General features: G+C 69.2%; 14 protein-coding genes, 1 tRNA gene and 1 pseudogene. 5 read left to right on the plus strand and 11 right to left on the minus strand.

What is annotated here, in order from left to right; translation table 11 throughout:
• From A5691_RS27790 to A5691_RS01645, 4 genes are all read right to left on the minus strand, one after another.
• On the minus strand, nucleotides 1-1,418 hold a 1,418-nt coding region (locus A5691_RS27790), incomplete at its 3' end, for a hypothetical protein (protein WP_156675652.1).
• Between the two features lie 113 nt (nucleotides 1,419-1,531).
• A tRNA-Ser gene (locus A5691_RS01635) sits at nucleotides 1,532-1,621 on the minus strand.
• Between the two features lie 29 nt (nucleotides 1,622-1,650).
• Entirely contained in the window at nucleotides 1,651-2,109 is a 459-nt protein-coding gene (locus tag A5691_RS01640) for a nucleoside deaminase (protein WP_067748786.1), read from the minus strand.
• On the minus strand, nucleotides 2,106-2,627 hold the full coding sequence (locus A5691_RS01645; RefSeq protein ID WP_067748783.1) for a tRNA adenosine deaminase-associated protein: 522 nt from the start codon (nucleotides 2,625-2,627) through the stop codon (nucleotides 2,106-2,108). The genes A5691_RS01640 and A5691_RS01645 overlap by 4 nt, the downstream gene beginning before the upstream one ends.
• 147 nt (nucleotides 2,628-2,774) lie before the next feature.
• Here A5691_RS01645 and A5691_RS01650 point away from each other — a divergent pair, with 147 nt between their 5' ends.
• Entirely contained in the window at nucleotides 2,775-3,713 is a 939-nt protein-coding gene (locus A5691_RS01650; protein WP_067748776.1) for a prephenate dehydrogenase, read from the plus strand.
• On the opposite strand, the gene A5691_RS01655 is transcribed toward A5691_RS01650, so the two are convergent.
• The 5 genes and pseudogenes from A5691_RS01655 to A5691_RS01675 all read right to left on the minus strand — a co-directional run bounded on the left by A5691_RS01655 (nucleotide 3,676) and on the right by A5691_RS01675 (nucleotide 7,708).
• Nucleotides 3,676-4,275, minus strand: a complete 600-nt coding sequence (locus A5691_RS01655; protein WP_067748773.1) for a putative glycolipid-binding domain-containing protein — start codon at nucleotides 4,273-4,275, stop codon at nucleotides 3,676-3,678. The genes A5691_RS01650 and A5691_RS01655 overlap by 38 nt on opposite strands.
• On the minus strand, nucleotides 4,276-4,989 hold the full coding sequence (locus A5691_RS01660; protein ID WP_067784140.1) for an ABC transporter permease: 714 nt from the start codon (nucleotides 4,987-4,989) through the stop codon (nucleotides 4,276-4,278).
• Nucleotides 4,986-5,672 (minus strand): ABC transporter permease, encoded by a 687-nt coding sequence (locus A5691_RS01665; RefSeq protein WP_067784138.1) that lies wholly within the window; start codon nucleotides 5,670-5,672, stop codon nucleotides 4,986-4,988. The genes A5691_RS01660 and A5691_RS01665 overlap by 4 nt, the downstream gene beginning before the upstream one ends.
• Nucleotides 5,630-6,764: pseudogene (locus tag A5691_RS01670) on the minus strand (ABC transporter ATP-binding protein). Before A5691_RS01670 ends, A5691_RS01665 begins: the two are co-directional and overlap by 43 nt.
• Nucleotides 6,761-7,708, minus strand: coding sequence for an ABC transporter substrate-binding protein (locus A5691_RS01675; protein WP_068017463.1), 948 nt, complete (start codon nucleotides 7,706-7,708; stop codon nucleotides 6,761-6,763). The pseudogene A5691_RS01670 and the gene A5691_RS01675 overlap by 4 nt, the downstream one beginning before the upstream one ends.
• Before the next feature lie 100 nt (nucleotides 7,709-7,808).
• Between A5691_RS01675 and A5691_RS01680 the strand changes: the two genes are divergently transcribed.
• Nucleotides 7,809-8,159 (plus strand): lipopolysaccharide assembly LapA domain-containing protein, encoded by a 351-nt coding sequence (locus tag A5691_RS01680; RefSeq protein WP_067760686.1) that lies wholly within the window; start codon nucleotides 7,809-7,811, stop codon nucleotides 8,157-8,159.
• A 108-nt stretch (nucleotides 8,160-8,267) separates the two neighbouring features.
• On the opposite strand, the gene A5691_RS01685 is transcribed toward A5691_RS01680, so the two are convergent.
• Nucleotides 8,268-9,314 carry a phosphotransferase family protein gene (locus A5691_RS01685; protein ID WP_067760684.1) on the minus strand — a complete coding sequence of 349 codons (1,047 nt, stop codon included), beginning with the start codon at nucleotides 9,312-9,314 and terminating at the stop codon, nucleotides 8,268-8,270.
• A gap of 9 nt (nucleotides 9,315-9,323) precedes the next feature.
• Complete coding sequence (locus A5691_RS01690) at nucleotides 9,324-9,932, minus strand: histidine phosphatase family protein (protein WP_067760682.1); 609 nt, start codon at nucleotides 9,930-9,932, stop codon at nucleotides 9,324-9,326.
• 103 nt (nucleotides 9,933-10,035) lie between these two features.
• Here A5691_RS01690 and A5691_RS01695 point away from each other — a divergent pair, with 103 nt between their 5' ends.
• From A5691_RS01695 to A5691_RS01705, 3 genes are all read left to right on the plus strand, one after another.
• Nucleotides 10,036-10,698, plus strand: coding sequence for a class I SAM-dependent methyltransferase (locus A5691_RS01695; protein ID WP_067784131.1), 663 nt, complete (start codon nucleotides 10,036-10,038; stop codon nucleotides 10,696-10,698).
• Nucleotides 10,699-10,760: 62 nt separating this feature from the next.
• On the plus strand, nucleotides 10,761-11,807 hold the full coding sequence (locus tag A5691_RS01700; protein ID WP_067784129.1) for a phosphotransferase family protein: 1,047 nt from the start codon (nucleotides 10,761-10,763) through the stop codon (nucleotides 11,805-11,807).
• Between the two features lies 1 nt (nucleotide 11,808).
• On the plus strand, nucleotides 11,809-12,573 hold the full coding sequence (locus A5691_RS01705; protein WP_067784127.1) for an SDR family NAD(P)-dependent oxidoreductase: 765 nt from the start codon (nucleotides 11,809-11,811) through the stop codon (nucleotides 12,571-12,573).
• Nucleotides 12,574-12,615 lie beyond the last annotated feature (42 nt).

Below are 12,615 nucleotides of genomic sequence, written 5' to 3' on the forward strand. Positions count from 1 at the left end.
GTGCGGTTGACACACCGGTGGATGCGGGTAGTTGATGTCCGCGGCCATGGAGTGTGTGGTGAAGGCGTCGAGGCGCTGAGGGTCACCCAGGTGCGAGGACTGATCGTCGTCAGCAGCTCGAGCGATGGCGGATGGCTGTTCAAGGGGGACACACCGCCTTTGCCGCTGAGCGCCTCGACGCCTTCACCACACACTCCATGGCCGCGGACATCAACTACCCGCATCCACCGGTGTGTCAACCGCACCGTGTCCTCACCTTCGGCGACAGCCGAATCCGTCTCGAGGGTCTGGCGGTTTTCGCGGTCCCCACAGAGTGCCGGCTTGTCCGCTAAATGCGCAGTGCACGTAGCGATTTCACGCCGGAGATCGGTGAGGAAATCGTCGCCGGCATGCGCGCGGCCGATCATCACTTTGGGACGGGGCGGTTTCCCGGGCTTGTCCCACTTCGACTGGTCGAAGTCCTGCCAGCCGACCAGGGGATCGTAGCGCGGGGCGGGAACCGAGCCACCGGACGGGCAGAGCGACCACGATGCGCCGCCCGGGCCGCTGGTGAGGGCGCCGTTGTCAGCAGAGGCGGTCTCGATGTCGGTGTTAACCGCCAGCGCTGGAAGTAGCGTCGAGATCTGGGCTTGGCTCCAGTTGGCGAGCATCGGCGGCAGCGCCGAGCGCGGCCGAGATCGCCCTACCGCGCCGATCAATTCCGAAAGAAGCTGATTGCGCGAGGCCGCCGACGGATCGGGCGTGCGATACCACGCCTGCACCGTCACCCGGCTGGGCAGCACGGTCGCTGCCATATTGACGACGTTGGGCCACTGGGGGCCGGTGTCGCCTGATTGATACTGCGCCAGCGTTTGGCTGGATTCGCCGACCAGCCAACCCTGGACGCCGCCGTTGTCCATCGGGTGGGCAACCGCCCACATGGGGCACCGATGCGACCATGCCGCCATCTCGCTGCTGACGTCATCGCCCTCGCCCGCAGCGGTGAACCGGACCCGGACGGAATCGCCGCCGTTCGCCGGGAATCGGTTGCTCGGAACGTGACCGTTGGCGTCCGTGGCGGGGCTGTATTCCACATCCAGTTCCGGTTTGTCCGTCGCGCCGAACCGTGGCAGACGTTGGCAGTCTGCAGGCGTGGACTCGCGTCCGCCGAAGGGAGGCTCGGACCCGAAGCCCGCTTGGGGCGCATAGACGCTGACGCGGTTGAAGAGGTCGTCTTGAAAATCAGCCAGCCCGGGTATGCAGCGCGCCAACCGATCCGGCGCGCAGTCCCCGCCTTCCGTCGGTGCGGCTGTGAGCGTCGGCCGACTCGAGGCCGAATCGTGCTTGTGGGTGGTGCAGGCACTCGACACCGCCAGGAGCGCCGCGACCACGCCGAGCCCGGCGGCTGCACGAATGAAACCCCGAAGAACCGGCCGCACGCGCCGACTTTACGTCACCGGTCTGCTCAAGACGGTCTCCCGCGCGTGCTTCCGGACGAAAGCCCGGCACACGCGCGCGGCGGCCCTCCCCCGCCTTAGCGGGTGCAGGTCTTTGGCGGTGGCGGAGGGATTTGAACCCTCGGACGGTGTTAGCCGTCACACGCTTTCGAGGCGTGCTCCTTAGGCCGCTCGGACACGCCACCGCGGAGCAGCTTACCGAACCGTCGGCCCGTTACCCCAATCGCTGGCGGGCGAAGAAAGCCTCCAGCGGTGCGGCGCACTCTTCGGCGAGCACGCCGCCGCGCACTTCCGGCCGATGATTGAGCCGCCGATCGCGGACCACGTCCCACAGCGATCCGACCGCGCCCGTCTTGGGTTCCCACGCGCCGAACACCAGCCGGCCGACGCGGGCCAGGACCAGCGCTCCGGCGCACATGGTGCACGGCTCGACGGTGACCGCCAGCGTGGCGCCCTCCAGCCGCCAGCCGTCACCCGCCGCGCCGGCCGCCGCGCGCAGCGCCAGGATCTCCGCGTGCGCGGTGGGATCGCCAAGGGCCTCGCGGGCATTGACCGCGCGGGCCAGTTCGATCCCGTCAGCGCCGACGACCACCGCGCCGATGGGGACGTCGCGGGGGCCCGCAGTCGCGGCGACCGCCAACGCGGCACGGATCAGATCTTCGTCGGCGATCACCGACCGATGCGGTCGATCACGGCCGACAGCTGGTCGGCGAAGCCCATCTCCCGGGCGATGCGGCCGAGCTGCTCGTCCGCGTACAGGTCGGCCTCGTCGAGGATGACGCCCAGCACCGCCTCCGGCAGCCCGATGTCGGAAAGCAACCCCAGGTCGCCCTCCTCGAACGGGTCGGAATCCTCCAGGTCTTCGGGGTCGATGTCGGCGTCCAGCTTGTCGAGCACTTCGGCGGCGATGTCGTAGTCCAGTGCGGCGGTGGCGTCCGACAGCAGCAGCCGGGTCCCCGACGGCGCGGGGCGCACGATCACGAAGAACTCGTCATCCACGTCGAGGAGGCCGAACACCGCGCCGGCGCTGCGCAATTCCCGCAGCTCCGTCTCGGCGGCCTTGAGGCTCATCAAGGATTTACGGGCCATCGGAGAACACCGCCACTGGCCCTCTTCGCGTACGACCGCTACGCCGAAACCGTCCGGCGTGTCGGCGGACAGGCCCTGGGCTGGGGCCCGTTGTGCTCCCATGGCCGCTTACGGTAGTCGCAGACCAGGCCCCCTGACCAGACGGAGCGCGACGAAGGCGGGGGCGCGGCGACATCTGGACGCACCGCCGCCGCCGGATTGTGCCAACCTTGGTCTGTGGCTAGCCCTGTTTCTCAAACGCCGGTCTGCGTGCTCGGGCTGGGGCTGATCGGAGGCTCGATCATGCGGGCCGCCACGGCGGCGGGCCGGGAAGTCTTCGGCTACAACCGGTCGGTGGAGGGCGCGAAGGTGGCCGCCGCCGACGGTTTCGACGCCACCACCGATCTCACGGCGACGCTGACCCGCGCCGCGGACACCGGCGCGCTGATCGTCCTGGCGGTGCCCATGCCGGCGCTGGCCGGCATGCTCTCCCACATCGGCGAACTGGCCCCGGCCTGCCCGTTGACCGACGTCACCAGCGTGAAGGGGGCGGTGCTCGACGAGGTCGTCGCCGCCGGTCTTCAGGAACGTTTCGTCGGGGGCCACCCGATGGCGGGTACCGCCCACTCGGGTTGGGCCGCCGGCCACCCCGGCCTGTTCACCCGGGCGCCGTGGGTAATCAGCGTGGACGACCACGTCGACCCCGTTGTGTGGTCGATGGTGATGACGCTGGCGCTGGATTGCGGCGCGGTGGTGGTGCCGGCCAGGTCCGACGACCACGACGCCGCAGCGGCCGCCATCTCGCACCTGCCGCACCTGCTCGCCGAGGCCCTCGCGGTCATCGCCGGGGAGGTGCCGCTGGCGTTCGCGCTGGCCGCCGGGTCGTTCCGCGACGGGACGCGGGTCGCGGCAACCGCCCCCGACCTGGTGCGGGCGATGTGCGAGGGGAACACCGACCAGCTCATACCGGCTGCCGACCGGGTCATCGAGCTCCTGAGCCGGGCCCGCGAGTCGCTGGCCGCGAACAATACGGTGGCCGAACTCGTCGAGGCCGGCCACGCCGCCCGGACGCGTTACGACAGCTTCCCGCGTTCGGACATCTTCCACGTCATCATCGGCGCCGAGAACTGGCGCGAGGAATTGGCCGCCGCCGGCCGGGCGGGCGGGGTGATCAGATCCGCTCTGCCAAGCCTGGATAGTCGACGATGAACCCCTCTTCGTCGACACTGACGACGGTGTCGGCGACCGGGGAGCGCAGCTTGATGCCTTCTGTGCCGCCGGAGCTCGTGTAGCTCACGATGTCCGGCGTGATGGACATGTCGGGCAGGTTGACGTAGACCACCGGCAGCGTCACCGAGTCCGCCTGTTCATGCAAGCCGCGCCGCCGGATGGGCAACGCGTTGAAGAACGGGCTGAACACCACGTCGCAGTCGAGGGCGCCGTTGTACGCCGCGCGGTGCTCGCCCTGATGGTCGGTGACCAGCCACATGTTCTCTTCGTCGCGGGCGATGGACAACACCCGTTCGCGTTCGGCCAGCGTGACCGTCATGCCGAGGCGCTTGGTGGCGCCGGTCTCGTCGGTCTGCAGGTCGTAGTACGCGCCGAACGCCGGGTTGGTTTCGGTGGCGGCCGCGACGATGCGGCCATTGGCCTTGATCCTCTTGCCGGACACCTGGATTCGTACCGATTCCATCCGCGATACGTCCTGTGCACGCCAAGTGAGCATCGCCTGCCACACGCGCCGAGTCGAATCAGAGGAATCTGCGTTCACTCACCTACCGTAAATCGTGCCCGCGATGCGCGAGGGAAGTGTCCGATAAGTGTGGCGCAGTCGACCGGTGCCCGGCATCGAGACCCACACCGCCAACGCCAGCAGCCCGTCGAGCGCGAGCGCCAAGGCGGCCACCATTAAGGCACCGACCAGGGCGAGGTGGAACTCGCGCTCCTTGATTCCGTCGATGAGGTAGCGGCCGAGCCCGCCGAGGCTGGCGTAGGCCGCAACCGTCGCGGTCGCGACCACCTGCAGCGTCGCGTTGCGCAACCCGCCCAGGATCAACGGCAGCGCGTTGCGCGCCTCCACCCACAGCACCCGGGCCTCCGTCATGCCCATCGCGCGCGCGGCGTCGACCACGGTCGGCTCGACGTTGGCGATGCCCGCATAGGTGCCGGCCAGCAGTGCCGGCACCCCCAGCAGCATCAGCGCGACCAGGGGCGGCCCGAGGCCCAGCCCGAACAGCAGCGTGCCGAGCAAGAGCACACCGAGGGTCGGCAGTGCGCGGAGCCCGTTGACCGCACCCACCACCAGCAGGGTGCCCCGACCGGTGTGCCCGATGACGAGCCCGACGGGGACAGCGATCAGGGCAGAGGCGCCGACCGCGACGGCCGTGTACTCCAGATGCTCCAGGATGCGCGCCGCGAGCCCGACCGGACCCGTCCAGTTGTCGGCGGTCAGCAGAAAGGAGACGGCCCGCGCCACGAAGTTCATCGCGCGCCCCCCACGATCGGGGCGACCACCGACCGCCGGCGCGGCGGTCGCCCGGCGCGTTCCCACGGCGTGATCAGCCGGCCCGCCACCATGATCAGGGCGTCGATGACGACCGCCAGCGCGAAGAGCGCGATGATGCCGGCCAGGATCTGGTCGCTCTTGTTGGTCTGATAGCCCTCGGTGAACCACGTGCCCAGGCCGCCGATGCCGATCACCGAGCCCACCGAGACCATCGCGATGTTGGTGACCACCACCACCCGCAACCCGGCCACCAGGACCGGAATGGACAGCGGCAGTTCGACTTTCAGCAAGCGGCTCAGCGGCGGGTAGCCGACCGCGGTGGCGGCGTCGCGCACCTGCGCCGGCACCGCGTCGAGCGCCTCGAGGACCGCCCGCACCAGCAGCGCCGCGGTGTATGCGGTCAGTGCGACCAGCACGTTGGCCTCGTCGAGGATGCGGGTCCCGATGATCATCGGCAAGACCACGAACAGAGCCAGTGACGGGATGGTGAACACGACGCTCGCGGTCGCCGTCGTCAGCCGGCGCGCAACCGGCGCGCGCTGCACCGTCGCGCCCAGGGGGACGGCGATCACCAATCCGATCAGCACCGGCACCAACGACAGCCGCAGATGAATGATCGTCAAGGCCCAGGCATCGTCGAGGTGGGTGAGCAGGTAGTGCATGCGTCACCCCCGCCGCCGGGCTTCCGCCGCGGCCAGCACGTCACCGGCCAGCACGCCGCCGATCACCCTGCCGCCGTCGTCCACGGCGACGCCCACGCCCGACGGTGAGGACAGCGCCGCATCGAGCGCGTGGCTGAGATTCCCCCCGGGACGAAACAGCGAGCCGACGCCGCTCATGCTGTCCGACAGCGACGCGCCGGCCCGATGCCGGCGCAGGCCGTCGCCGTCGATCCACCCCATCGGTGCGTGCGCGCCGTCCACCACCACCGCCCACTCGTCGGCGACGGTCTCGGGAAGATCGGCCGCGGGGATGCACCGCACGCCGTGCAGCGGCAGGCCGGCCGCGTCGATGAGTTGCAACCAACGATAGCCGCGGCCAAGGCCGATGAACCTCGCGACGAAGTCGTTGGCAGGCCGCGACAGCAAGCGCGCGGGTTCGTCGTACTGCTGCAGCGTGCCGGCCCGGAAGACGGCCACCCGGTCGGCCAGCTTGAGCGCTTCGTCGATGTCGTGCGTGACGAACACAACCGTCTTGCGCAATTCGCTTTGCAGACGCAGGATTTCGTTTTGCAGGTCAAGGCGTACCACCGGGTCGACCGCCGAGAACGGCTCGTCCATCAACAAAATCGGCGGGTCGGCGGCCAGTGCACGCGCCACGCCGACGCGTTGTTGCTCACCGCCGGACAGCTGCGCGGGGTAGCGGGTGGCCAGCTTGGTGTCCAGTCCGACGCGTTCGAGCACCCCGTAGGCGGCGGCACGGGCCGCCCGCCGCGACTGTCCCTTCAGCACCGGAACCGTTGCGACGTTGTCGATCACCCGCAGGTGCGGCATCAGTCCGGCGTGCTGCATCACGTAGCCGATCCCGAGGCGCAGCCTCACCGGGTCGAGCGTGGACACGTCCACCCCGTCCACGGTGATGGTGCCGGACGTCGGCTCGATCATGCGGTTGACCATGCGCAGCGCGGTGGTCTTGCCGCTGCCCGACGAACCGACGAAGACGGTCAACTTCCCGGTGGGGATCACCAGACTGAGCTGGTCCACCGCGGTGGTCCCGTCGGCGAATGCCTTGCTGACGTTGTCGAAAACGATCATTGGCCCACCGGATGGTCGAAGCCGTTGTCCCGCAACCAGTTCCGCGCGGCCTGGTCGGGGTCGATACCAGAGTTTCCCGCCACCGCGGCATTGAGCCCCGCCACCCCGGCGGTGGTCAGCTTCCCCGACACGGCGTCCAGCACCTGCTTGAGCCGGTCCGACTTCTTCTGCGAATTGACCAGCGGCACAATGTTGCCGGCGATGAAGTTGTGCTCCGGGTCCTCCAGCACCACCAGACGGTTCTGCGGGATGGCCGGTGACGTGGTGAAGATGTTGGCGGCGTTGACCCTCCCTTCCAGCAGGGCGCGCACCGTCACCGCGCCGCCGCCGTCGTTGATGGCGACGAAGTTACCGGGCCCGATGTCGAGCCCGTATTTCTGCCGCAGCCCCGGCAGGCCGGCCGGGCGGTTGGCGAACGCGGAGGGCGCCCCGAATCTCACGTCCGGCGAATGTGCCGCCAGGTCGGCGATTGTCTTCAGCTTCCACGAATTAGCGGTCGAGTCGGTCACGGTCACGGTGTCGGTGTCGGCGGCAGGCGACGGGGTGAGGACGGCGAGGTCGCCGGGAAGTTTGCGGTCGAGCTCCAGCTCGACGGCGTCGAGCATGGTCGCCGTCGACTCGGGCTCGAAGTAGAGCAGCAGGTTGCCGATGTACTCGGGCACCAGGTCGATGGAATGGTCTTTGAGCGCGGGTATGTAGGTCTCCCGGCTGCCGATCCCCATCCGCCGGCCGACCTCGAAGCCGTTGGCCTGCAACGCTTGTGCGTATATCTCGGCGATGATCTGCGATTCCGGGAAATCGGCGGATCCCACCACGATCGATTTCGGGCTGCGGACCTCCGCGCCGAGCGGGTCGGGGCTGCTGCACGCCGCGAGAACGCCGATCGCCGTGACCCACACCGCCGCTTGCACGATCGCGCGGAGCGCGCGCGACGGCATCCTCATACCGCCGACAGTAACGTCAGAACCCGCCCCGCGCCGGGACGAAGCGGGCCGGCTGCGCTGCGTGGTTTCATTCTGCGCCGGATCGGACAAAGATGACCCTATGAGCAGCCCCAACCCTGCCTCGCCCACCCAACCACCCGCCAAGCCCGCCGCGGCGCCCAAGTCCGGCGCGGCGCCCAAGGAGCCTGCCATCGGGTTCACCCGCGCCGGTGCGCTGTGGTCGTCCCTGATCGCCGGGTTCCTGATCCTGATCTTGTTGCTGATTTTCATCACCCAGAACACGACCTCCACGCCGTTCCAGTTCTTGGGCTGGCATTGGAGCCTGCCGCTGGGGGTGGCCATTTTGCTCGCCGCCGTGGTCGGCGGGCTGATCACGGTGGCCGTCGGCACCGCGCGCATCCTGCAGCTGCGCCGCGCCGCCAAGAAGCACCACGCCGCCGCGTCGCGGTAGGCGGCAGCGCGCCATCGCTTATGCGTCCTGGGCTTCGGCCGCGCGCCCCGGGCGGGAAAACGGGCGATTTCGCGCCGTCACCTCACACTCGAAGCCGTGGTCGCACACTCAGCCCGGCAGCTTGGCCAGCTCGGCCAGCCCGCGCGAAATCAGGGGCGCGACGACCTCCGGCATGTGGTCGGAGTCCATCCCGCGAGCCTGATCCGACATCCGCCTGCGGAAGTCGATCCCGGCGGCGATGATGGCGAGCTTGAAGTAAGCCAGCGCCATGTAAAACTCCCAATGCGCCAGCGGCAGACCGGCGACCAGCGAATAGCGATCGGCCAGCTCGTCGGCCGTCGGCAACAGCGGTGACGTCCAGGCGGCCTGCGCGTTGACGATCAGGTCCAGCGCGGGGTCTCGGTACACGCACATCAACGCCGCGTCGGAGAGCGGGTCCCCGAGGGTGGACAGCTCCCAGTCGACGACGGCGCGAACCTTCGTCGGGTCGTCGGCGTCCAGGATCGTGTTGTCGATCCGGTAGTCGCCGTGCACGATCGAGGTCCGGCTCTGCTGCGGGATGGCGTCCTGCAGACCGGAGTGCAGGCGCTCGACGTCGGCGTCGCGGCGGTCGTCGGGCAGCCGCACCAGCGCCCATTGCGAACCCCACCGCCGCACCTGCCGCTCGAGATAACCATTGGGCTTGCCGAAGTCGGCCAGGCCCACGGCCGCGGGGTCGACGGAGTGGAGGTCGACGAGGACCCGGATCAGCGAGTCGACACAGCCCTCGATGACGGTGTGGCTGAACGCTTCGAGCTGGGCGCGGCGGCGCACCACCTGGCCGGCAACGAATTCGACGATCTGGAACGGCGCCCCCAGCACCGACTCGTCCTGGCACAGCGCGATCGCGCGCGCCACCGGAACCGGGGTGTCACGCAGCGCGGCGACCACCCGGTACTCGCGGGCCATGTCATGCGCCGACGGGGTCAGGCCGTGCAGCGGCGGGCGCCGCACCAGCCAGCTGGTCGCGTCATCGTAGACGCGGAACGTCAGATTGGAGCGGCCGCCGGAGATGAAGTCCGCGCGCAACTCGCCGTCACGCCCGATGCCCAGCGAACGCAGGTAGGAGTCCAGCGAGGCCAGGTCGAGGCCTTCGAGTTGGTCAGCTGAAGTCACCGGACTTGTTTACCACCTCTGATTTCGTGGCAGCAGGTCCCACACGTGCTCGACACCGTTGACCCCAGCGACCGTCGCCTCACCTGATCGCGAGAACAGTAGCCGGGTGACCGAGGCGTAGTCGACCGGGAACGACAACAGCCGGGACGTGCCCAGGATCTGGTGCAACAGCACGTTGATCACCCCGCCGTGGCTGAACACCGCAACGGTGTCCTCGGGGGCGACGGAGGCGACGAGGTCGTCGACCGCCGCGCGCACCCGGGCGAGAAACGCGTCCTCGTCGACCGCGCTGGGCAGGTGCCCCTGCGCCAGCCGCGCCCACTCTTCGGGCATCTCCTCGCGGATCTGCTCGACGGGGATGTAGAGCGGAAGGTCGCGGTCGTATTCGGCGAATCGGTCGTCGATTTCGACGGTCAGCTCGCGCGCCGCCGCGACCGGCTCGGCGGTCTGGATGGCGCGCCGCTGCGGGCTGCTCACCACCCGGGAAATGGGAAACCTGTCCAGCGCCTTGGGTAGTCGCTCGATCTGAGCCAATCCCTCGTCCGACAGGTCCGGGTCTGAGCCCTCGCCGTGTTCGCTGCGCAGCGGCAGCGCGTGCCGGACCAGAAGCAATTGCATGGGTGTCTTCCTGTCTGTGGTTGCGCGCGACGTGTTCATTCAAAGCATGCGGACTCGCCCCCGCAAAATAGGGCTCAGGGAAGGCCGATCTCGAGGAGGAAAAATGACCGAGCCGAGCATGGATTGGGACACCGCGTACCGGCAGGACACGCCACCGCCGTGGAGCATCGGCCGGCCGCAGCCCGAGCTGGCGAGGCTGATCGACGAAGGCAGAATCCGCAGCGACGTGCTGGACGCCGGGTGCGGCCACGCCGCCCTGTCGCTGGCGCTGGCCGAGCGCGGCTTCACCGTCGTCGGCCTGGACAGCAGCGCGACCGCGATCGAGGCCGCTTCGGTGGCGGCGGCGGAACGCGGCCTGGCCACGGCGACCTTCGCGCAGGCCGATGTCACGAATTTCCGCGGCTACGACGGCCGCTTCAACACCATCCTGGACAGCGGGCTGTTTCACGCGCTGCCGCCGGAGAAGCGCCAGGACTACCTGCAGTCGATCCTCCGGTCGGCCGCCCCGGGAGCGGCGCTCTACATCCTGGCCTTCGCCGCCGGGGCCCTGGGCGACGCCAACCAGGGCGGCGGGCCGCGGGGCTTCGACGAGGAGGAGTTGCGCGAGGCCGTCTCGACGCTCTGGCGGATCGACGATCTGCGGCCGGCGCACGTGTACGGCAACGCGCCCGAGTCCTCCGACGGCCCGCTGGCACACCTCGATCGCGACGGCGAGGGCCACTTCCTGGCCCCCGGATTCCTGGTCAGCGCACGCAAGCAGGACTGAGCCGAAAGCGAGGCGCGGGCGCGAGAGAATGCTATTCTCCGCACGGAGAGTGGAGTGTGCGGATGACGACGGTAGATCAGTCCGGGCTGGATGCGGCCGTGCTTGCCCGCTGGCTCGATGCGAACGGCGCACCGGGGAACGGTGAAGAACCGCGCGTAGAGCAACTGAAGGGCGGGTCCCAGAACACGCTGTGCCTACTCGTCCGCGGTGGCCAGCGGATGGTGTTGCGGATGCCAGGCGCCCGCGCCGACGCCGCCCGCATCAACGGCTTGCTCCGCGAGATCCGCTTGGTGCGAGCACTGTCCGGCACCGACGTCCCGCACGCGGCGCTGATCGCCGCCGACGAGACCGGCACCGTGCTGGGCATGCCGTTCTACGTCATGCAGGCCATCGACGGGTGGAGTCCGATGGACGGCGGCTGGCAGCCGCCGTTCGACACCGACTTGACGGCCCGGCGCGGCCTGGCCTTCCAGTTGGTCGAGGGCGCCGCCAAGCTGGGCCGGGTGGACTGGCGGGCCCAGGGCCTCGACGGCTTCGGTCGGCCGGACGGGTTCCACGAGCGGCAGGTCGATCGCTGGCTGACCTTCCTCGACGCGTACAAGGTGCGCGACCTTCCCGGGCTCGACGAGGCCGCCGACTGGCTGCGCAACAACCGGCCCTCGCACTACCGGCCGGGAATCATGCACGGCGACTACCAGTTCGCCAACGTGATGTTCGCCCACGGGGAGCCGGCGCGACTGGCCGCGATCGTGGACTGGGAGATGACCACCGTCGGCGACCCGCTGCTCGATCTGGCGTGGTGCCTGCTGGGCTACGACGGCGAAGAGCCCCGGGCCGACGGGTTCTATTTGGACATGGCCGGCATGCCCACGCGCAGCGAGCTGTTGGGGCACTACGAGGCGATCAGCGGCCTGTCCACCGACAACATCGACTACTACCTGGTACTGGCCAACTGGAAACTCGGCATCGTGCTGGAAAAGACTTACGCTGCGGGGGTGCGCACCGGGAAGGTCGATCCCAAGATCCAGGACGCCTTCGGGGCGATGATCCCGCAACTGATCGCCACGGCCGCCGACCTCGCGCGGTCACTGCCGTCCGGGGGCCGCTGAAATGGGTTACGCCGACCGGCTTTTCGATCTCACCGATCGGGTCGTGCTGGTCACCGGCGGTAGTCGCGGGCTGGGGCGCGAGATGGCCTTCGCGGCGGCCCGCTGCGGCGCCGACGTCGTGGTCGCGAGCCGCAACATGGACAACTGCATGGCCACGGCCAAGGAAATCGAGGCCGAAACCGGGCGCTCGGCCCTGCCGTATCAGGTCCACGTCGGTCGCTGGGATCAGCTCGACGGATTGGTCGAGGCAACCTACGACCGGTTCGGCAAGGTCGACACGCTGATCAACAACGCCGGCATGTCACCGCTGTACGACAAGCTGACCGACGTCACCGAGAAACTGTTCGACGCGGTGGTCAACCTGAACCTCAAGGGCCCGTTCCGGTTGTCGGCCTTGGTGGGCGAGCGGATGGTGGCGGCCGGCCGCGGGTCGATCATCAACGTGAGCACGGCCGGCTCGTTGCGACCGACGCCCGACATCGTCCCCTACGCCGCAGCCAAGGCCGGGCTCAACGCCATGACCGAGGCGCTGGCGAAGGCGTTCGGGCCGTCGGTGCGGGTCAACACCCTGATGGCCGGCCCGTTCCTGACCGACGTGAGCAAGGCATGGAACCTCGACGCGGCGCCCGGCAAGCCGTTCGGGCACCTCGCGCTGCAGCGCGCCGGAGATCCGGCCGAAATCGTCGGTGCCGCTTTGTTTCTGGCGTCCGACGCGTCCAGCTTCACCACCGGCTCGATCCTGCGCGCCGACGGTGGAATTCCCTGACGCGCGGCGATCGCGAGCGCGGCGCCGCCGGGCGCGGCGGGT

It is taken from the genome of Mycobacterium sp. E183, assembly GCF_001667735.1.
In the GTDB taxonomy this organism is placed as follows: domain Bacteria; phylum Actinomycetota; class Actinomycetes; order Mycobacteriales; family Mycobacteriaceae; genus Mycobacterium.

Coding starts and splice junctions, on each gene's coding strand:
- A5691_RS01660 (WP_067784140.1), bottom strand. CDS start 4,989: ATGAACTTCGTGGCGCGGGCCGTCTCCTTTCTGCTGACCGCCGACAAC.
- A5691_RS01705 (WP_067784127.1), top strand. CDS start 11,809: ATGGGTTACGCCGACCGGCTTTTCGATCTCACCGATCGGGTCGTGCTG.
- A5691_RS01665 (WP_067784138.1), bottom strand. CDS start 5,672: ATGCACTACCTGCTCACCCACCTCGACGATGCCTGGGCCTTGACGATC.
- A5691_RS01700 (WP_067784129.1), top strand. CDS start 10,761: ATGACGACGGTAGATCAGTCCGGGCTGGATGCGGCCGTGCTTGCCCGC.
- A5691_RS01675 (WP_068017463.1), bottom strand. CDS start 7,708: ATGAGGATGCCGTCGCGCGCGCTCCGCGCGATCGTGCAAGCGGCGGTG.
- A5691_RS01680 (WP_067760686.1), top strand. CDS start 7,809: ATGAGCAGCCCCAACCCTGCCTCGCCCACCCAACCACCCGCCAAGCCC.
- A5691_RS01690 (WP_067760682.1), bottom strand. CDS start 9,932: ATGCAATTGCTTCTGGTCCGGCACGCGCTGCCGCTGCGCAGCGAACAC.
- A5691_RS01645 (WP_067748783.1), bottom strand. CDS start 2,627: ATGGGAGCACAACGGGCCCCAGCCCAGGGCCTGTCCGCCGACACGCCG.
- A5691_RS01695 (WP_067784131.1), top strand. CDS start 10,036: ATGACCGAGCCGAGCATGGATTGGGACACCGCGTACCGGCAGGACACG.